Annotated in this window: 18 protein-coding genes; 9 read left to right on the forward strand and 9 right to left on the reverse strand. The window is 67.0% G+C overall.

Features of this window, described 5'->3' with window-relative positions; all coding sequences use genetic code 11:
* The first annotated feature begins 29 nt into the window (after positions 1–29).
* Genes IC40_RS0107305 through IC40_RS0107315 form a run of 3 tightly spaced genes read left to right on the forward strand, consistent with a single transcriptional unit; the run spans position 30 to position 2,873 of the window.
* Entirely contained in the window at positions 30–1,136 is a 1,107-nt protein-coding gene (locus IC40_RS0107305) for an FAD-dependent oxidoreductase (RefSeq protein ID WP_030134082.1), read from the forward strand.
* 43 nt (positions 1,137–1,179) lie between these two features.
* Positions 1,180–2,259 carry a sensor histidine kinase gene (locus tag IC40_RS0107310; protein WP_030134083.1) on the forward strand — a complete coding sequence of 360 codons (1,080 nt, stop codon included), beginning with the start codon at positions 1,180–1,182 and terminating at the stop codon, positions 2,257–2,259.
* A complete protein-coding gene (locus IC40_RS0107315; protein WP_030134084.1) occupies positions 2,241–2,873 on the forward strand; it encodes a response regulator in 633 nt (210 codons plus the stop codon). The genes IC40_RS0107310 and IC40_RS0107315 overlap by 19 nt, the downstream gene beginning before the upstream one ends.
* On the opposite strand, the gene IC40_RS0107320 is transcribed toward IC40_RS0107315, so the two are convergent.
* The 3 genes from IC40_RS0107320 to IC40_RS0107330 all read right to left on the reverse strand — a co-directional run bounded on the left by IC40_RS0107320 (position 2,858) and on the right by IC40_RS0107330 (position 6,911).
* Entirely contained in the window at positions 2,858–4,342 is a 1,485-nt protein-coding gene (locus IC40_RS0107320) for a multicopper oxidase family protein (protein WP_042509595.1), read from the reverse strand. The two genes, IC40_RS0107315 and IC40_RS0107320, sit on opposite strands and share 16 nt — an antisense overlap.
* 93 nt (positions 4,343–4,435) lie before the next feature.
* Positions 4,436–5,566 (reverse strand): acyl-CoA dehydrogenase family protein, encoded by a 1,131-nt coding sequence (locus tag IC40_RS0107325; protein ID WP_030134086.1) that lies wholly within the window; start codon positions 5,564–5,566, stop codon positions 4,436–4,438.
* Between the two features lie 154 nt (positions 5,567–5,720).
* Positions 5,721–6,911: an acyl-CoA dehydrogenase family protein gene (locus tag IC40_RS0107330; RefSeq protein WP_030134087.1), complete on the reverse strand. Its 1,191-nt coding sequence runs from the start codon at positions 6,909–6,911 to the stop codon at positions 5,721–5,723.
* A gap of 72 nt (positions 6,912–6,983) precedes the next feature.
* On the opposite strand from IC40_RS0107330, the gene IC40_RS0107335 reads away from it, so the two are divergent.
* Positions 6,984–7,403 carry an SRPBCC family protein gene (locus IC40_RS0107335; RefSeq protein ID WP_030134088.1) on the forward strand — a complete coding sequence of 140 codons (420 nt, stop codon included), beginning with the start codon at positions 6,984–6,986 and terminating at the stop codon, positions 7,401–7,403.
* Between the two features lie 11 nt (positions 7,404–7,414).
* On the opposite strand, the gene IC40_RS0107340 is transcribed toward IC40_RS0107335, so the two are convergent.
* Together IC40_RS0107340 and IC40_RS0107345 are read right to left on the reverse strand one after the other, a co-directional pair.
* On the reverse strand, positions 7,415–9,064 hold the full coding sequence (locus IC40_RS0107340; protein ID WP_030134089.1) for an alpha-keto acid decarboxylase family protein: 1,650 nt from the start codon (positions 9,062–9,064) through the stop codon (positions 7,415–7,417).
* Positions 9,061–10,701 (reverse strand): FAD-binding dehydrogenase, encoded by a 1,641-nt coding sequence (locus IC40_RS0107345; protein WP_030134090.1) that lies wholly within the window; start codon positions 10,699–10,701, stop codon positions 9,061–9,063. The genes IC40_RS0107340 and IC40_RS0107345 overlap by 4 nt, the downstream gene beginning before the upstream one ends.
* Before the next feature lie 202 nt (positions 10,702–10,903).
* On the opposite strand from IC40_RS0107345, the gene IC40_RS0107350 reads away from it, so the two are divergent.
* The 4 genes from IC40_RS0107350 to IC40_RS0107365 are packed head-to-tail and all read left to right on the forward strand — an operon-like array spanning position 10,904 to position 14,326.
* Positions 10,904–11,971 (forward strand): ABC transporter substrate-binding protein, encoded by a 1,068-nt coding sequence (locus IC40_RS0107350; RefSeq protein ID WP_234411552.1) that lies wholly within the window; start codon positions 10,904–10,906, stop codon positions 11,969–11,971.
* On the forward strand, positions 11,968–12,780 hold the full coding sequence (locus IC40_RS0107355; RefSeq protein ID WP_234411551.1) for an ABC transporter permease: 813 nt from the start codon (positions 11,968–11,970) through the stop codon (positions 12,778–12,780). The genes IC40_RS0107350 and IC40_RS0107355 overlap by 4 nt, the downstream gene beginning before the upstream one ends.
* Entirely contained in the window at positions 12,777–13,550 is a 774-nt protein-coding gene (locus tag IC40_RS0107360) for an ABC transporter permease (RefSeq protein ID WP_234411550.1), read from the forward strand. Before IC40_RS0107355 ends, IC40_RS0107360 begins: the two co-directional genes overlap by 4 nt.
* 32 nt (positions 13,551–13,582) lie before the next feature.
* Positions 13,583–14,326, forward strand: a complete 744-nt coding sequence (locus IC40_RS0107365) for an ABC transporter ATP-binding protein (RefSeq protein ID WP_030134094.1) — start codon at positions 13,583–13,585, stop codon at positions 14,324–14,326.
* A gap of 18 nt (positions 14,327–14,344) precedes the next feature.
* Here the strand turns inward: IC40_RS0107365 and IC40_RS28500 are convergent, their stop codons facing one another.
* The 3 genes from IC40_RS28500 to IC40_RS0107380 form a co-directional block, all read right to left on the reverse strand.
* Complete coding sequence (locus tag IC40_RS28500; RefSeq protein WP_081843352.1) at positions 14,345–14,782, reverse strand: CsbD family protein; 438 nt, start codon at positions 14,780–14,782, stop codon at positions 14,345–14,347.
* Between the two features lie 102 nt (positions 14,783–14,884).
* Positions 14,885–16,126, reverse strand: a complete 1,242-nt coding sequence (gene lipE / locus IC40_RS0107375) for a lipase LipE (RefSeq protein WP_030134096.1) — start codon at positions 16,124–16,126, stop codon at positions 14,885–14,887.
* Entirely contained in the window at positions 16,123–16,608 is a 486-nt protein-coding gene (locus IC40_RS0107380; RefSeq protein WP_030134097.1) for a peroxynitrite isomerase, read from the reverse strand. The genes lipE and IC40_RS0107380 overlap by 4 nt, the downstream gene beginning before the upstream one ends.
* Before the next feature lie 36 nt (positions 16,609–16,644).
* On the opposite strand from IC40_RS0107380, the gene IC40_RS0107385 reads away from it, so the two are divergent.
* Positions 16,645–17,115 (forward strand): acyl-CoA thioesterase, encoded by a 471-nt coding sequence (locus tag IC40_RS0107385; protein WP_030134098.1) that lies wholly within the window; start codon positions 16,645–16,647, stop codon positions 17,113–17,115.
* Between the two features lie 67 nt (positions 17,116–17,182).
* Here IC40_RS0107385 and IC40_RS0107390 read toward each other — a convergent pair whose 3' ends face one another.
* A complete protein-coding gene (locus tag IC40_RS0107390; protein WP_030134099.1) occupies positions 17,183–18,559 on the reverse strand; it encodes an aspartate aminotransferase family protein in 1,377 nt (458 codons plus the stop codon).
* Positions 18,560–18,807: the final 248 nt, after the last annotated feature.

The following is an 18,807-nucleotide window of genomic DNA, read 5'->3' on the forward strand; positions in this document are numbered from 1 at the left end:
ACCCGCGGTCCGGCGGCGAAGATGACGGCATGCAGCGTGTTGTGGTCGCAGGTCTGGGCGACGCGGGAATACTGACCGCGATCAAGCTTGCGAAGCATTTCGACGTCGTCGGCGTCTCGTCGAAGCCCGGTGTGGTCAGTGGCCAGGAGCTGGGGATCCGCCTGGCCCGTCCAGAGGAGTGGGCTCGGCACTATTGGATCGATTTCCACCGATACCGAGCGCTCGACCCGGTACGCACGGTGCACGGCACCCTGACCGGGGTTGACCTGGGCGCACGCACCGTGTCCGTCGATACCGGTGCGGCGACCATCATGGAGCCCTATGACGCGCTGGTCATCGCTACCGGCGTGCGCAACGGCTTCTGGCGGCAGCCGCGACGGCAGTCCAACGATCAGATCGACGCCGAGCTGCGCGCCGCCCATGCGCGGTTCGCCGCGGCGTCGACCATCGCGGTGCTCGGCGGGGGTGCGGCCGCGGTCAGCGCGGCGGCAAACCTGGCCGCGGCGCTGCCACGGGCGAACGTCGCGCTTTACTTTCCGGGCGACCGCGCGCTGCCCCAGCATCACGACCGGGTGTGGCGCCGGGTGCAGCGCCGACTGCTCGACGCGGGCGTTGCGCTGCATCCTCGGCATCGTGCCATGGTGCCCGAGGGATTCCAGTGCGACGAGATCACCAGTGGCACAGTTCAGTTCAGTACCGGCCAGTCGGATACGCACGCCGATGCCGTGTTGTGGGCGATCGGTCGGGTGCGGCCGAATACCGAATGGTTACCCGAGGAGTTGCTCGACGAGGCCGGATTTGTCGATGTCACCGATGAGCTCCAGGCTCCTGGTCACCCAGAGATCTTCGCCATCGGTGATGTTGCGGCCAGCGATCCACTCCGGTCCTCGGCACGTAACCGCGCCGACGGTTTGGTCGCCCACAATGTCCGGGTCCAGCTCGACCGCCGCGGTACCCCGCGCCGGTTCCGCCCGGCGGCGCGGCGGTGGGGCTCGGTGCTCGGCGCGCAACCCGACGGTCTGGAGGTGTTCACCCCGACCGGACGCGCGTTCCGATTCCCGGCCTGGTCGATCGAGCGGGTACTCCAGCCGTGGATCGTCAAGCGGGGCATCTACGGCGGTGTCCGCGACCGCTGAGCGGTTGGGTCCAGATCCTGGACCGAGGCGATAGCCTGATCGCGTGCACCGCCTGCTGCTCCGGAGTGTGCCACTGATGTTGACGCCGGTGCTGCTGGCGGTGAGCACCTTTCCCGGGCAGTTCCGTGTCTCGTTGCCCTTCTGGTTACTGGCCTGCGCGTCGGCGGCGGTCTTCCTCTGCGGTGAGCGCCGGCCGTTACCGGTATCGCTGATCCTGTCGGTACTTGCGGTGCCGATGTTCGCCGATCAGGCCTGGGGCCTGTCCGGAGTGGTGCCCTATCTCGGTGCGATCGCCCTGGCCGACCTGACCGCCCGAGTGGACAGCAACCGGGTCGTGGCGGTGGCAAGTGCGGCCTGGCTGGCCGCGCTGCTGCTCGGTGTGGAGCTCGATGAGCACGCGCAGCGCTGGGGTGCGGCCGATCTGACCACGGTGGCAGCGGCTTTGGGACTCCCCCTGCTGCTCGGCCTGTATCTGCGCAGCCAACGTCAGATGCGGGCGGCCGCCCAATCGCAGGTCCGTGCCCAGGAGCGCACCGCGATGGCGCGTGAACTGCATGACCTCGTCGCGCATCACATGGCATCGATCGTTCTGCGCACCGGAGTCGCCGAACACGTGATCGATGGTGCCGATCCGCGGGTCGCCGAGGTACTCGGCGACGTGCACCGCACGGCCACGGACGCATTGGCCGATATCCGCAGATGGCAGAGCGCGCTTCGCGATCCGGACCTGCACGAGGTCGCCATGGTGGAACCCGAGGCACTATGGACTGAGATCGACGCCGCAGTAGAACGCACCCGCGCCGCGGGTTTCGCGGTGACCGCCGATATCGACAGGGACGGCACGGGTCTGGATGCGATGGCCAGGCTCACGGTGCTGCGAGTGATCCAAGAATCGCTGACCAACGTGATGAAACATGCCGAGCCCGCGGGCCCGGTGACGCTGAACATGACACGACGCGCTGGTGGCATCGATATCCGGGTGGACAACGCCGGTGGTGACGAATCGGCGGGCGGGCTGGGGATCGTCGGGATGTCGGAGCGGTTGGCACTCATGGGCGGTGATTTCCGCTCCGGTCGCGGTGAGCGGGGATGGGAGGTGCGGGCATGGTTACCCGTGTCGTGATCGCCGACGATCAGCGCCTGGTGCGAGCGGGTCTGCGGATGCTCTGCGATTCGACCGAGGACATCGAGGTGGTCGCGGAAGCTTCCGATGGGGCGCAGGCCGTCCGTTCCACCGCTGAACTGATGCCGGACGTCGTGCTGATGGATCTCCGCATGCCAGGGGTGGACGGCATCACCGCGACCGAGCAGATCCGCTCGGCACGGGCCGATTCCAAGATCCTGGTGTTGACCACATTCGATGACGACGAGCACCTGTACCCGGCGCTGGCCGCCGGCGCGTCGGGGTTTCTGGTCAAGGACACCGAACCGAGTGAACTGCTCACCGCGGTGCGACGAGTGGCCGCCGGGGAACTGGTGTTGTCGGCGCATGTGCTGCAGCGCTTGGTACTTCGGGCCGTTGACACGCGCGGCACCGCGGGGGAACCGGTCCAGCTGACCGAACGCGAAGAGGATGTGCTGCCGCTGGTGATCGAGGGCTTGTCCAATCAGGAGATCGCGGCACGCCTGCATCTGGGGGTGACGACGGTCAAGACCCATGTTGCGAACCTGATGACCAAGCTGGGCGCCCAGAATCGGGTACAGCTCGCGGTGTACGGATATCAGCGCATGGCGTGACCCGCCATCGGGGTCGCCGGCGGACCCGCCGGCTGCTGCCCGGGGCCGAGGACGAGGAACTGTCCCATCATCCCCTGGTCCTCGTGCCAGGCAAGATGGCAGTGGTACATGTACGGCCACGTGGGATCGGTGTAGTCGGTGAAGCGAACGGCGATCCGTATCCGTTGCGCCGGAGCGATGTACACGGTGTCCTTGAAGCCGGCAAGGTGTGCCGGTGGCGCGGCACCATCGATGTCGATGATCCGGAACTGGGTGTCGTGGACGTGGAAGTTGTGCGGCCAATTGTCGACGTTGCGCACGGTCCAGATCTCGTCGGTATCCACCGTCGCGTGAAAATCGATGCGGTTCATGTCCATCCGATTGCGGTTGATCATGAACCATTGCAGGTCGAACTGCCGCCGCACCGCCGCCGCATCATCCGGCAGCGCCGGTAACGCGGCCAGCGTCGCGGGTAACACCGGACTGCGACCGAGCGTGTCGTCGGCATGGATCGTCAGGACGGTGAAAGCATCGTCCACGCCGAAGCGGGCCGCTTCGTCATCGTCCAGTCCGGCCCGGTTCTCGATGGGGAACGACTGCAGCGCAACGGATTCACCGGGCCGGAAACCGACGACGATTTCGGCGCGTTCCCCTGGGGAGAGCTGGACGCGGGAGGCCTCGACGGGAGCCCCCAATAGTCCGCCGTCACCGGCGATGATGTGGAACCGGCGATCATCGCCGAACCCGAAATTGTAGAGCCGCCCGCCCGACCCGTTGAGCAGGCGCAACCGCACATGCTGCGTGGTCACCGGAAGATGGGCGCCGGTCATGCCGTTGGTCAGGATCGTGTCACCGAGAAGTCCGATATCGGTGGGGTCGGACTCGTCGAGCGCTCCCGCAGCGGTGAACCTGCGGTCCTGGACGATCAGCGGGATATCGTCGATACCGTAGTCCCGCGGCAGTCCGTCGACGGTGTCGTCATCGATCAGGAACAGCCCGGCCAGTCCTCGGTAGATGTGCTTCTCGGTCGCACCGTGCGGGTGCGGGTGGTACCAGAGCGTCGCCGCGGGTTGTTTTATCTGCCAACGGGGTTCCCAAGAACCACCGGCCGGCACGGTCTGATGCGGCCCGCCGTCAGACTGCGCGGGAACGTGCATGCCGTGCCAATGCACGGTGGTCGGCTCGGCCAACTCGTTCTGCACGCGCACCGCGACCTGTTCCCCACGGCGCGCGCGCAGTGTCGGGCCGAGGATGGACCCGTTGAATCCCCAGGTCGCCGTTCGCACGCCCGGTTGTATCTCGGTGTTCCCGGACATCGCCCGTAACACGAACATGCGGGTCCCGTCGACGACGGTGGACTCCGCCTGCGGCGGTATCGGCAGCGGACGGGTCGAGCGTTCGGCGGCGGTGGTGCGCGAGCACCCCATGCTCAGGACGAGCGGGGCCGCGGCGATACCGAGCAACAGTTGTCGGCGGGTCGGTGAGAGCACCCCCTGAGTCTTCGGAATTGGGCATCCGCTGCACTCAGCCGTCCGGTCCGAAAACTCGGCCCGCCAGCACCTTGTTTCGGTCGTGAATGTCTGCTAACGCCCGGTCGCGACCCGCGGCGGCTTCGGCTCGGCGGTGTCGAGCACCAGTTCGGCAACCCGATTGCGATGCGCCTCCGCGCTTCCCAGCAGGGCGGAATCGGTGGTCGCCCGCTTGAGATAGAGGTGTGCCTGGTGCTCCCAGGTGAAACCGATGCCGCCATGGACCTGAATGGTGTCCGCGGCGATACGACTGAAGGCCGCCGAGGCGACGGCCTGGGCGATGCTGGCCGCCAACGCCGGGTCGTCGGACCCGTCCCCGATGGCCCATGCCGCGTGATAGGCGGCCGAGCGGGCATGCTCCAGGTCGACCATGCCCTCGGCCAACCGGTGCTTGACCGCCTGGAACGAGCCGATGGGCCTGCCGAACTGCAGCCGCGACGTGGCGTAGGCCACCGACAGATCGAGCAGATGCTGCGCGGCGCCGACCTGCTCGACGGCCAGCAGGGCCGAGCCGACCTGCAGGGCATGCGATATCACCCGGTCGGCCTCGTCGGGTCCGGCGAGTAGCCGTGCCGGGGCGTCCTGCAATGCAATATCGGCCTGCGGTCGGGTCAGGTCGAGGGTGACCAACGGGGTGCGTGACACACCGTCGGCGTCGGCATCGACGGCATACAACGACACCCCGCCGTCGCCACGCGCCGCGACGAGCAGTTCGTCGGCGGCGGCACCGTCCACGACGCGTGCGACGGTGCCGGTGAGGCGATCGGCCCCCGAGACGGTGACGGCGGCCGGATCGAAGGCGCCCGCCCGGTCGGGCACGGCGAAGGCAGCGGTGCGGGTCCCCTCGATCAGGGCGCCCAGCAGCTCGTCACGCGCGGCCCCGGCCGGTGCCGCCACCAGCGCCGGGATCGACAGATAGACCGTCCCGAACAATGGCCCGGTGGCCAGTGCGGCACCCAATTCCTCGACCGCGATGGCCTGGTCGACGAGCGTGCCGCCGAATCCGCCGTCGGATTCGGGCACCGTGAGGCCGAGCACGCCGAGTTCGGCGCCCAGCCGTCGCCATACCGCGCGGTCGAACCGCGGCTCGCGCTCCATCTGTGCCCGAGCGCCGGCCTCGCCGAAGTTGTCCGCGGCGAACTTCTTTACCGCGGAACGTAACTGGTTCTGCTCATCGGTGAACACGAACTCCTGATCCGTAAACTCCTCAGCCCTACTGTTGGGCTGATCCGTGAACTCCTCAGCAGTCTTGTCGGGCTGATCCGTGAACTCCTCAGCAGTCTTGTCGGGCTGATCCGTAAACTCCTCAGCAGTCTTGTCGGGCTGATCCGTAAACTCCTCAGCCACGCGGAATCTCCTTCCACGGCATGCCCGCGTCAGCTCGCAGATCCCCGGGCAACCCCAGGATGCGTTCGGCCAGGATGTTGCGCATCACTTCCGATGTCCCGCCTTCGATCGTGTTGGCCTTGCTGCGCAGGAAACGCTGCTGGACCGGACCCCGCCAGTCACCGTCGTCATCGCGTTCGAGCGCGTAGCTGTGGTACAGGATGCCCTCGGCGCCAAGCAGATCCATGCACCACGTGTAGATGTGCTGATTGAGCTCGGCGCCCACGAGCTTGCCGATCGACCCCTCCGGGCCGGGGCCGCCCACGCTCGCGGTCGCCCGTGATCGCTGCGCGGTGAGACGCTGGGCCTCCGAGCGCAACCACAGTTGGGTCAATCGGTCGCGCAGCACCGGGGTCTGCAGGTCCGGACGGGCCGCCCACAGCCCGACGGCCTCGGAAATGGTGCCCGCGCCGCGCCGCGATCCGCTACCGCCCAGCGCGCTGCGCTCGTTCATCAGTGTCGTCATCGCGACACCCCAACCGTTGCCGATCGCCCCGAGCCGGTGGGCATCCGGGATGCGGGCATCGGTGATGTAGACCTCGTTGAACTCGGCCTGCCCGGTGAGCTGTCGCAGCGGTCGGGTTTCGACGCCGGGGGCGTGCATGTCCAGGACGAAGTAGGTGAGCCCCTTGTGCTTGGCGACCCCGGGATCGGTGCGGGCCAAGAGCAGGCCCCAGCGCGCGCGGTGCGCCAGGCTGGTCCACACCTTCTGGCCGTTGATCACCCACTCGTCGCCATCGGGCACCGCCGAGGTGGCCAGGCCGGCCAGGTCGGATCCGGCGCCGGGCTCGGAGAACAGTTGGCACCAGATGTCCTCGGTGCTGGCCAGCGGCCGCAGCCAGGACCGCTTGAGTTCCTCGGATTGCGCGTGTTCCCGCACCGTCGGTGCGGCCATCCCGTAGCCCATCGGGTTCAACCCCAGCGGCATCGGCCCGCCGGCACCCTGCAGGACGGCGTCGGCAACGGCCTGCAGGCCCCGAGACACCCCCATCCCGCCCAGACCCTCGGGGAAGTGCACCCACGCCAGACCGGCGTCGTAACAGGCGGCCAGGAACTCCGGGATGGGCACCACCTTGGGGTCGTGCTCCTCGACGACTCGCCTGGCACGGTCGGCGACCCGTTCGGCATCTGCTGTCGCACTCATGCAGTCACCCTAGGCAAGAGTGATCGACGTCACGTATGCGGGTCTACCAACCGGTGGGGCAGGATGGCGTTCATGCATGTGACCGCGCACGCCACCGTCGACACCGATATCCAGAAGGTGTGGGACACCCTGACCGACCATCTCGGCATGGCCGGCTGGGGGCCCGGAATCAGCGTCACCCTGGGCCGCCCGGGCGCTCCCGAGCCCAATGGCCTCGGAGCCGTGCGCCGGATCAGCACACCCGGGCCGGGACCGGACATCGTCGAAGAGGTCACCACCTTCGAGGCACCCCATGTCTTCGGCTATAAGGCGCTGTCGGGCACGCCGTTCCCCGGCTACACCGGCGAGGTGCGGCTGAACCCGTCCAGGACCGGGACGCGGATCGACTACACGATCGGCTCGACCGCCTCGTTCCCGCTCGTCAAGGCGCCGCTCGCGGTCATCGCGCAGGTGCTGCTGCGGCTGCTGGTGCGCGCGGCGTCGCGCGCCTGACCGCGAGGCAGCTACCGGTTCGGCGGACCGTTCACGCCGTAATCGAACACGCGGGTGGCTTCTCCGACCGCAGCCGTGGCGGCGGTCATGTCCAGCGGCTGCAAGGCCACCTCGATGAACACCAGGCGATCGGTGTCCGCCGCCGCGGCGAGTGCGTCCTGTAGTTCAGAACGCGTGTTGCAGACCGCGGTCAAGAGCCGGTCGTCGTCGATACCGAATGCCCGCGGCACATCCGGGTACGCCCAGTCGGCGACGTCGTTGTAGGCCGAGGTGGCCCCCAGGATCGATCGTTCGATGGTGTACCCGCGGTTGTTGAGCAGGAATATCACCGGTGCGAACCCGTGCCGGATCACCGACGACAACTCCTGGACCGTCACCTGGAACGAGCCGTCGCCGGTGCACAGCACATGCCGTCGGTCCGGGCGGGCGACCAGGGAACCGAACAGGGCGGGGAGCGCGTACCCGATTGAGCCCCAGCTCGATTGGTTGATATAGCTGACCCCCTCGGGCAGCGACATCCCGACGGTGTTCTGGGCCGAGGTGCCGGTTTCGGCGACCAACACATCGCCGCCGCGCAGGAACCGTTGCAATTGCCCGAAGAAGAATTCCTCGGTGAGTTCGCCACCGCCGGGCTCTACGGCCCGGCCCCGTGCCGTGGTGGGCCACCACCGCGGGCCGGCGGCGCTATCGACCGAATCCAGGACCGCGTCGATGGTCGTGCCGTAATACACGGTGCTATCCGAGAATTGGATGTACGTGGGCTCCAGCCGCACGACCGACCTGCCCGCGAAGTCCAGTGTGAAACACGCGGTGGTGACATCGGATCTGGTGAAGCCGCAGGTGATCACCAGATCGCTGTCGTCGAAGATGGGCTGACCCGCGGAACCAGGCAGCATGCCCTGATACTGCTCGGCCGTGGGGTCGGCGTAATGCACGGCGGGCAGGGTGCAGAAGTACGGAATGTCCCGCTGGGCACAGAACCGCTCGATCGCGGGCAACGCACCCCAACGCACGGCGGCCGCATCGAACACCAACACGGGCCGGTGCGCCCGGGACAACATCTCGGACAGCTGTCCGGCCGCGGCGAGAACTTCCCGGTGCGCCGGTTCGGCGTCACCGATGGCCAGTGCGTCCTCGGGTGTGGCGATGTCGACGTGGGTCAGATCCGAGGGCAACTCGAGGCGGACTGGCCGACGTGACCGGAACGCCGCCCGCAGGGCGTGGTCGATGACCTCGACCGCATTGTCGGTCGAGATCGTCGCCGAGTACTCGGTGAACTCGGCGAACGCCCGGTGGACGTTGCGATAACCCCCGTCGAGCAGGCTGTGGTGCAACGACTTACGGTCGCGTACCGCGTGCGCGGGTGGCGCGCCGGAGATGTGGATGAGCGGGATGTGTTCGCAGTACGCGCCGGCCACCCCGTTGAGCGCACTGAGGCAGCCCACGCCGTAGGTGGTGATCAGCACGCCCGGCTTTCCCGAGCGTGCGTAACCGTCGGCGGCGTAGGCGGCGTTGAGCTCGTTGCAGTTGCCCATCCAGCGCATCGTCGGATGTGCCTCCAGCTGCTCCAGGAACGACATGTTGTAGTCACCCGGCACACCGAAGGCGTGTGTGGTGCCGACCTCGGCCAGCCGACGAAGCAGGAACTCCCCGATGTTCATCCGACACTCCTTGCGATGCTGCGGCCCGCGGCGCGGCCGGTGAACAGGCAGCCGCCGACGAATGTGCCCTCCAGGGAACGGTGGCCGTGGACCCCGCCGCCACCGAACCCGGAAACCTCGCCCGCGGCGTAGAGGCCCTCGAGCACGGTCCCGGTCTCGGTCAGCACTCGGCCCTGAAGGTCGGTTTGTACCCCACCCAACGTCTTCCGAGTCGTGATGTGCAGCTTGACCGCGATCAAGGGACCGGCCTGCGGATCCAGGATGCGCCCCGGTTTGGCGACGCGGAAACGGTCGGGCCAGTAGCGGCGGGCGTTGTAGATCGCGGCCAGCTGGGGATCCTTGCTGTAGCGGTTACCCACCTGGGAGTCGCGGGCGGTGATCTGGCGTTCCAGGACAACCGGGTCGACGGACATCCGGGCGGCCAGTTCATCGATGGTGCTGGCCTGCACGAAATCAGCTCCGCGGTCCAGGAATTTCTCGGCGAAACCGCCCAATCGGGGAAGCAGCAGACCGCGTATCACCCCCAACGGGTGCTTACCGGTGATCGCCGGGTTCAGTTCCTGACCGGACATCGCGAACTCCTTGGCGAAGATCTCGGCGTTCATCACCAGCCACGAGTGGGTGTGGCCGGAGGCCATCACATACCGGACGGCTCCCACGGTGTCGAAGTTGGGGTACAACGGCGGAGGTAGCCGGATGCCGCTGCCGTCCAGCCACAGCGCCGACGGGCCTGCGGTGACATGGATTCCGTGGTTTGGCCAGACCGGATCGATGTTGGTTACGCCATCGGGATAGAACCAGAGCCGGTTCTCGTTGGCGATCTTCGCCCCGGCCCGTTTGGCGACGGCGATCATGGATCCGTCGACGTAGGCGGGATTGCCGCAGAGCATGTCGTCGGGAAAGGTGCCGAAGCTCTCGGTGAACAGTCGCCGCACCATCGTCGGACTGCCACCGACGCCGCCGGTCGCCAACAGCACAGCGCTTGCGGTGGCGCTGAATTCGCCCACCGCGGTCTCGCTCGAACGCGCGCCACGCCGATGTGGGGATGGCTCGAGCAGTATTCCGTGGACACCGGTGATGCGGCCGGCGGTGGCATCCAGACCCGTCACGCGGTGACGGAACAGCCGGGTGACCAGACCGCGCGCCTGGGCGTCGAGCACCCGGCGGGCGAAGACATCGACCAGACCCGGGCCGGTACCCCAGGTGATGTGGAAGCGCGGCACGCTGTTTCCGGAGCCGAGTGCGCCGTGCCCACCCCGTTCCGGCCAGCCCGGGAGCGGGAAGGCGCGCCAGCCCAGACCGCGCAGCCAGCGGCGCTTCTCGCCGGCGGCGAAGTCGACATAGTGCGCGGCCCACTGCCGCGGCCAATGATCATCGTCGCCTTCGGAGAACTGCGCCGAACCCAACCAATCCTGCCACGCGAGATCGCGCGAATCCCGGATCCCACACATCCGCTGTTCGGGGGTGTCGACCATGAACAAGCCCCCGAACGACCAGTAGGCCTGACCGCCGAAATCGACGGGCCCCTCCTGGTCCAGCAGCAGAACGCGTCTACCCGCCTCGACGAGCTCGTGGGTGGCCACCAGACCTGCCAGTCCGTGACCGACCACGATCGCATCGGCGGACGGCGGCGTCATGGGGATACGGGTCTCCGGTCTGTTGTCTGTTCCCGGGACAGTACCGACCGCGATGCCCCGGTGCGGGTGGAATGCGACGCACGCCTGTGCCACGCGTCCCGCTGCTGCCGCCGGACCGGGTGTCTGCACCGACATAGGCGTGGCGTCAAGAGTGTGTCCGCCGACATTGTCGGCCGGGCCACGTCACCCGCATCGTGTTCTCGTGACGACCATCACAGGAATCAGACTCGCCAGGATCACCGCTGCGCTCACCTCCGTGCTCACCATCGCCGCTGCCACGGCATGCTCCGCAGGCCTCGGCGGTCCGGCCTCGTCCCGCTCGGCCCAGGACGGTGTCATCCGGTTCACCTTTGCCCCCGACCCGATCTGGGACTACATGCATGACACCGGGGTCATCGACGAATGGGAACGCGCCACCGGCTACTCCATCGAAACCAGCGCCACCTGGGACGAATTCGGGTTGTTCGCCGGCGGGCACGCCGACATCATCTCCTCGGCGTCCTTCGAGGTCCCGGCCCTTGAAGAGCAGACCCGCCGCGAGACCGTCATCATCGGCCGCTACAACGCCGAGCGCAGCCGCATCCTGGTCCGTGCCGACGATCCCGCCCGGTCGCTGGAGGACCTGCGCGGTCGACGGCTCGGTGTCTTCACCACCGTGTCGGGCACGTTGGTGTGGAGTGCACTCGCCCAGCAGATGCACGGTATGAATCTCGTCGCCGCGGGTGAGCGCCCCGGCGATGTCGACGTCGTCGTCGCCGATATCCAGAACCTGTCGAATCTGTTGGCGCGCGGCGAGATCGACGCCTGCATCTGCTATCCCGACCTGTCGGCTGGTGAACTGCGCGACGGTTCGGTGCGGGCACTCTACGACGGCAAGTCCTCGGCCGACCTCTTCGCAGAACTGCAGGCACCCGGCCACGACGGTCCGATGGGCAACGTCTTCGTCGCCCGCCGGGACTGGGTGGACGGGCACCCCGGTGAGGTGGCGGCATTCCTGGACCTCTGGGACCGCGGACTCGCCGAATGGCAGGCGCACCGCGACGACATGATCGAGCAGTACCCACAGCACTTCGCCGTCTCCTCACCCGAGGACATCGAGTTCATGAAGGGCTATGTCGCCCAGCATGACTGGGTGGTCGACGACGTCCGCTTCGACGCGCAATGGGCCGATGACGAGAGTTCGATATTCGACCTGATGCGCAGCACCGGCGTCATCGGCGACGACATCGCCGACCCGCGATTCCACGCAACCCAAGGAGCTCCGCAGTGACCCAGACCGTGACCCCGCCGATGCGGCCCGTCGTCCGGCGACCCGTCCGCGTGCCGCCCCAGCATCGGCGTTGGCTGGTCTCCGGTCTTGCGCTGCTGTGCGCACTGGGCCTGTGGGCGCTTGCCGCCGTGATCGTCGACGATCCGATCCTGCCGAACCCGGCCGATGTGGTCGTTCGCGTGATGGACATCATTGCCTCCGGTGAGGCATTCACCAACTTCGCCGCCAGCATCGCCAAGATCGCCGCGGGCTTCGCCATCGCGATGGTGGCCGGTCTGCTCATCGGATTCACGATGGGCCGTTCGCGATTCATGACTGCTTATTTCTCGCTGCCGCTGTTCGTACTGGGCAATATGCCGGGCCTGACCTATGCGGTGTTCGGCCTGCTCATCTTCGGCGTGGGCTCCGGTGGTCCGATCGTGGTGTCCGCGCTGGTGGCCACCCCGTTCATCGCGATCAACGTCGCCGAGGGCGTGCGCTCGGTGGACGGCAAGCTGCTCGCCATGTGCGGGGCGTTCGACCGTGGCCGCACCGATATCCTGCGCCACCTCTATCTGCCGGCGCTTACGACCTTCGTCTTCGCCGGTGTCCGATATGGATTCGCGATGGCGTGGAAGGTGGAGGCGCTCACCGAGGTGTTCGGCGCCAGCAATGGCGTCGGCTTCATGATCCGCAGGGCCTACCAGGAGTTCCGCGTCGACGACATGCTCGCCTGGACCGCACTGTTCATCGTCACCATGGTGCTGATCGAGCGCGGTCTTGCCCACCTGGAAACCCGGTTCTTCGCATGGCGCAAGGAGATCGCATGACCACCATGACCGTCCGGCAGTTGCGCGCCCAGACCGGCACGGCCGCAGCGGTACTCGCCGCCATCGTCACCATCATCGGTGCCTGGCAGCTGGCCGTGGTGGTCGGCAATCGGGTGCCCTCGTTGGCCGACAGCATCGGCCGGCTCCGGTCCGAGGCCGCCATCGGTGAGTTGTGGACCAATCTCGCCATCAGCATGAACCGCTTCCTGCTCGGGCTGGCCGCGGCGCTGATCGTCGGTGCGGCGATTGGGGTGCTGATGGGCCTGTCCCGGGTCGTCGATCTGGCCTTCTCCGATCTGAATGCCGCGGCCCTTGCGATTCCTGCGGTGATCTGGGCGCTGCTGACCACGATGTGGTTCGGCTTCGGCTGGTTGACCCCGGTGGTGACGGTGTTCCTGTCCGGATTACCGTTCGTGATCGTCAACATCGCCAAGGCGACTCGAGCGGTACCGGCCGATCTGGTGCTGATGGCACGGGCTTTCGGGGTCTCCCGGACGACGGTGCTGCGCCAGATCGTCGCCCCCGCCGTCGCCGGATCCACAGTGGCCGCAGTCAGATTCGCGATCATGAGTGCCTGGAACGGTTTGCTGCTGGCCGAGTGGTTCGGCTCCACCTCCGGGGTCGGTTGGCGCTCCCGGTACTGGTACGACGCCAACCAGCTCGATGGCTTCCTGGCCTGGGTGCTGGTCTTCATCCTGCTGCTGGTCATCGCCGATCTGGTGATCCTCGGACCGATCGAACGCTATGCCACCCGCTGGCGCACCGTCTGACCATCCAACCGAACCGAACTCAAGGAAAAACTATGGCCTCCATCGATATCCAGAACCTGGTCAAGGAGTACACCGACCGCCGCGGCAACGTCACCCGCGTCATCGACGGGGTGGATCTCACCATCTCGGGTGAGACGTTCGTATCCGTTGTCGGGCCGTCGGGTAGCGGAAAGACCACATTGCTCAACATCGTCTCGGGTATCGAGACTCTCACCTCGGGCAGCGTGCGGTTGCGCTCGGGCGCCGACGAGGCCCGGGTAGGCTATGTGTTCCAGGATCCCCGACTGCTGCCGTGGCGCACCGTGATGGCGAATCTGGGCTTCGTCCAGCACGAACGCGACGGGTGGCAGCAGCGGGCCGAACACTATCTGGACCTGGTCGGACTGAGCCACTGCGGCAACAGGTTTCCCGCGCAACTATCGGGCGGTCAACAACAACGGATCGGGATCGCCCGCGCATTCGCCGTCGAACCGGATGTGTTGTTGATGGACGAACCGTTCAGCCACCTCGACGCGATGACCTCGCGGACGCTGCGCGAGCATCTGGAACGGATCTGGCTGGAGTCCCGGCGCACCGTCATGTTCGTCACCCATGACGTCACCGAGGCGGTGCAGTTGTCCGACCGGATCGTGGTGCTCGCGCCGGGTGGACGCATCCACGAGGTCATCGACGTCGATCTGCCAAGACCCCGCAAGGCGTCCGACCCGGCGGTCGCGGTGCTGCAGGCCGAGGTGCTTGCCCGCTTCGAGGCTCTCGAGGCAATGGCTTCGGTCTGAGCAGGCGCGCGGGCGAACTCAGTGCGTCAGGGCCCTGGTCACGCCCGCCGCCACGACCTTCTTGGCGACCGGGTGCTTCTGCCGACGTGCCTTTCCACGATTGCGGCGGACCACCAGGAGGGCGACGACAGCCAGGCCGGCAACGACCGCGATCGCGACACGGGAATCGGCCTTCTCGGCGACGACCTGCTTCACCTCGTCGGTCTTCTCCGCAACAGCCTGCTTGGCATCCTGGGCCTTCTCGGTCACCGCCTCCTTGGCGTCCTCGGCCTTCTCGGTGACGGCCTGCGCCGCGTCCTCGGCCTTGTCCGCGACCGCGTCCAGCCCCTGCTTGACCTGTGCGGTCGCCTTGTCCGCGGCGCCTTCGGCCTTCAGGTCGTCATTGCCGACCAGATCCCCGACGGCCTCCTTGGCGCGGCCGGCGAACTCCTCTGCCTTGTTTGTGATGTCTGCCATGATGGGCGTCCTTTCTCGCTTCGTTGCTGACTGTTGGTCGTGACGAAGCGGCGAAAGCGCATGCATTTTGGGTGGTGAGGCTGCTCACAGCAGCCGAGAGGTTCAGTAGACCCGCGGGATCTCGGCGTTGATCCGGTCCAACAGCGCCGGATAACGCTTGGCTTCCGGGTGGCCGCTCGGCTTGCCGCTGCTGATCACCGCCACCGACAACGCGCGCTGCGGATCGGCCCACACCGCGATGTCGGTCAGCCCCGTGTGCCCGAAGGCTCCGCCGGCATCCTTGCCGAACGGGCCGAACCGCTTGGACCCCAGCATGTAGCCGGTGCCCCAGCGCATCGGCTGCAAACCCGTCGCGAGATCCGGACGCAGTCGGCGGGCTTCGGCCGTCGCCCGGTGCAACGTGTCTGCCGTCAACACCCGGTGCCCGTCGAGTTCACCACCGCGGACCAGGATCTCGGCGAACCGCGACAACTCGAATGCGTTCGAGACGGTGTTCGAGGACGGGATGACACCGGTGAGGAACTCGGGCGTGTTGGAGAACGGGATGATCTGTTGGGGGGTACCTCCGACAGCTGTCTTGAACGCCTTGGCAATCGGTGCGGGCAACGGCTTGCCCGTCACATGGCTCGGTGCAACCAACGGAACATCTTGGGGTGCAACGCCATAATTGGTCCAACGGAAACCGAGCGGGTCGAGGATCTCCTCGGCGAGGATATCGCGGATGCTGCGTCCGGTTGCGGCAGAGATGATCTCACGCATCAGCGGCCCCCACGTCACACCGTGGTAGATGTGGACCAGACCGGGCCGGTACACCGGCTTCATCCGGCCGAGCATTTCGCGCGCGTACTCGCTGTCGTCCATCCGCTTCAGATCGGGGCGCGGCCCGGTGGCGAACGGGATGCCGGCACTGTGGGTCAGCGCATGCCGAATGGTGGTGCGGTCCTTGCCATGACTGGTGTAGTCGGGCAGGTAGTCACACACGCGATCCTCGAGGGAAAAGGCGCCGCGTTCGACCAGCATGTGGGTCACGGTGGTGGTGATCGCCTTGGCGGCGGAGTACACGCAGTACGGCGTATCGGTGCGCACCGGGATGCGCTCGGCATCGGCAGGATCGTGCGGCCCGTTCCCCCAGGCGTGTCCGATGGCGCGGTTGAGGATGACCTTGGAGTTGCGGCGCAGGCAGACCTGGATGGCCGGGTGCATACCGGCCCGATACCAATGCGTGGCAGCATCCCAGATCCGTTCCACCGCAGCGGAATCGACCTCGTCGGTATCCTCGATGCCCCGATCGGTGATCGCGTCGAGGTCGTCGGGCACCCGGATGCGACCCTCGTGAACGCTCACGGGGCGTCCTTGCGCAGCACCGCGGACAGGTGGTGCTGCAGTGGCTGGCCGACGGCGGCCATCTGGACGGTGTAGCTCAACTCCTCACCGCGCAGGGTGAAGGTGCGGGCCATGGCGCTGACATCCTTGGCCGAGGACGACCGGCCGATGATGGAGGTCATCGTCATGGTCAGTGCGCCGTCGTCGGCGATCTGCAATGGTCCCTCCATGACCTCGACGATGCCGGTGGGGTGCGCCAACACCCATTCGACGCGGCCGGGTTCGGGTATCCGGATGTAACCCGTCTCGGCGTGCAGCGGTCGGCCGTCGGCGCGCGAACGCGTGTGCTGGTTATAGGACAGGAACGGTTTCCCGACGTGACCGAAGGTGATCGACTCCTGGTACTCGAATGACGGGATCGTGGGGTACTCGCCCGCGCCGGGCCCGGCCCAGATACCCAGCAGAGGCTCCAGGACCGTCATCGCGGGATGCAGGTCGACCATGCTCGTCACCCTACGTCGTGATCTACTTGCGCCGATATGAGCCAGCATGATCATCCCCTCGTCGCACCCATCCAGCGCCCGCACCCCGCCCGCTCGGACAAGGCGCTCTACCCGGTGACCGGGCTGGCCATCGCCCGATACGGTGACGTCGACGCCAACGGACACGTGAACAACCTTGCCCTGGAATCACTGCACGAGACCGCTCGGGCGGAGTTCAACGCGCAGATTTTCCCCGACATCTACCGGCCGGCATCGCGCACGGTCCGGCTGGTGTCGGCCAGCAACGTCGTGCACTTTCTTGCCGAGGTGCACTGGCCGGCGACCATCGAGACCGGGCTGGGTATCGGCAAGCTCGGCCGTACGTCCTATGTGGCGTCCACCGCCCTGTTCGTCGACCAGACGTGCGTCGGCCTGTGCGACACCGTGCTGGTGATGCTCGATGACGACGGGCCCACCCCGATCCCCGACGAGGCGCGCGAACTGCTCGGCGGATACCTGCTGGCCTGAAACACCGCCTGAAACACCGATGGTCGTGCACCCGGTTGGGTGCACGACCATCGATGTGTATGAGTACCTAGGCGTCGGCCTCGCTGAGTGCGGCATCCAGGATGGCCAGACCCTCGCGGACCTCGTCATCGCTGATATTGCAGGCCGGAACGGCGTGGATGCGGTTGAAGTTCGCGAACGGCAGCAGTCCGCCGGACTTGCACGCCGCGATGACGGCGTTCATGGCCGGGCTCGACCCGCCATAGGGCGCCAACGGTTCCCGCGTCTGCTGGTCGGCCACCAGCTCGACGGCCCAGAACACGCCGAGGCCGCGCACCTCGCCGACACAGCGGTGTTTGGCCGCCAGGTCGCGCAGGCCGGGACCGAGCACGTCGGCGCCGATGCGCTTGGCATTGGCCACCATTGCCTCGTCTTCCATCGTGTTGATGGTCGCGACCGCGGCCGCGCAGGCCAGCGGATGGCCGGAGTAGGTCAGTCCACCGGGGTAGGCGCGGTCGGCGAATGTCGCGGCGATCTTCTCGCTGATTGCTACGCCACCCAGCGGGACGTACCCGGAGGTGACGCCCTTGGCGAAGGTGATCAGATCCGGTGTGACGTCGAAGTTCTGGATCGCGAACCACTCGCCGGTGCGCCCGAATCCGGCCATCACCTCGTCGGCGATCATGACGATGCCGTACTTGTCACAGATCTCCCGCACACCGGCCATGTAGCCGGGCGGCGGCACCATGATGCCTGCGGTGCCCGGCACCGATTCGAGGATGATCGCGGCGAACGACGACGCGCCCTCGTGCTGGATGAGGCGCTCCAGGTAGTCGAGCGCGCGCTCGGATTCCTGCTGCTCGTTCTCGGCGTGGAACGACGAGCGGTACAGGAACGGTCCGTTGAAGTGCACGACGCCGGCGCTGGCGTAATCGTTGGGGTAACGACGTGGGTCGCCGGTCAGGTTGATGGCCGTGTCGGTGCCGCCGTGGTACGAGCGGTAGCGCGAGAGCACCTTGTACCGGCCGGTGTGCAGCCGGGCCATCCGCACGGCGTGCTCGACGGCGTCGGCACCACCGTTGGTGAAGAAGATCTTGTTCAGATCGCCGGGCGTGCGCTCGGCGATCAGCCGGGCGGCCTCCGAACGGGCGTCGTTGGCGTGCTGGGGTGCGATGGTGCACAGCTTGGCGGCCTGGGCCTGGATCGCCTCGACGACCTTCGGATGCTGATGCCCGATATTGGTGAAGACCAGCTGGCCGGAGAAGTCGAGCAGCTTGTTGCCCTCACCGTCCCAGACATAGGAGCCCTCCGACGCGACGATCGTCATCGGCTTGATCTGCGCCTGCGCGGACCAGGAGTGGAACACGTGGGCGCGGTCGAGTTCATAGGTGCGGGCGGCTTCGGCGCGGGCCTGATCGACGGTCAGACCGTTCGGCAGCGTCGCGATGTCAGGGGTGGTCGTCATAAGTCCATCTTTCACTCAGTGCGGCGGCAGCGGGTAACGGATTGCCCGGCGAGCGTGCGCGGACTTCTGTCCGCGAGGGGTGTGTTGGGGTGCAGACACGCACGCTCGCCGGGGTGGGGGGTCAGGCGTTCTCGGGGAAGCCGAGGTTGATGCCGCCGTGGGAGGGGTCCAGCCAGCGGGTGGTGATGGCTTTGGTGCGGGTGTAGAAGTGCACCCCTTCCATTCCGTGGGCGTGGGAGTCGCCGAAC

Origin of the sequence: Mycolicibacterium neoaurum ATCC 25795 (assembly GCF_000691525.1) — a bacterium.
Taxonomy (GTDB): Bacteria; Actinomycetota; Actinomycetes; order Mycobacteriales; family Mycobacteriaceae; genus Mycobacterium; species Mycobacterium neoaurum.

Bases quoted from the DNA above. Each gene is read 5' to 3' on its own strand.
- IC40_RS0107305 (WP_030134082.1), top strand. From the start codon at position 30: ATGCAGCGTGTTGTGGTCGCAGGTCTGGGCGACGCGGGAATACTGACC.
- IC40_RS0107315 (WP_030134084.1), top strand. From the start codon at position 2,241: ATGGTTACCCGTGTCGTGATCGCCGACGATCAGCGCCTGGTGCGAGCG.
- IC40_RS0107330 (WP_030134087.1), bottom strand. From the start codon at position 6,911: ATGAGTGCGACAGCAGATGCCGAACGGGTCGCCGACCGTGCCAGGCGA.
- IC40_RS0107335 (WP_030134088.1), top strand. From the start codon at position 6,984: ATGCATGTGACCGCGCACGCCACCGTCGACACCGATATCCAGAAGGTG.
- IC40_RS0107340 (WP_030134089.1), bottom strand. From the start codon at position 9,064: ATGAACATCGGGGAGTTCCTGCTTCGTCGGCTGGCCGAGGTCGGCACC.
- IC40_RS0107345 (WP_030134090.1), bottom strand. From the start codon at position 10,701: ATGACGCCGCCGTCCGCCGATGCGATCGTGGTCGGTCACGGACTGGCA.
- IC40_RS0107360 (WP_234411550.1), top strand. From the start codon at position 12,777: ATGACCACCATGACCGTCCGGCAGTTGCGCGCCCAGACCGGCACGGCC.
- IC40_RS0107365 (WP_030134094.1), top strand. From the start codon at position 13,583: ATGGCCTCCATCGATATCCAGAACCTGGTCAAGGAGTACACCGACCGC.
- IC40_RS28500 (WP_081843352.1), bottom strand. From the start codon at position 14,782: ATGGCAGACATCACAAACAAGGCAGAGGAGTTCGCCGGCCGCGCCAAG.
- IC40_RS0107380 (WP_030134097.1), bottom strand. From the start codon at position 16,608: ATGGTCGACCTGCATCCCGCGATGACGGTCCTGGAGCCTCTGCTGGGT.
- IC40_RS0107385 (WP_030134098.1), top strand. From the start codon at position 16,645: ATGAGCCAGCATGATCATCCCCTCGTCGCACCCATCCAGCGCCCGCAC.
- IC40_RS0107390 (WP_030134099.1), bottom strand. From the start codon at position 18,559: ATGACGACCACCCCTGACATCGCGACGCTGCCGAACGGTCTGACCGTC.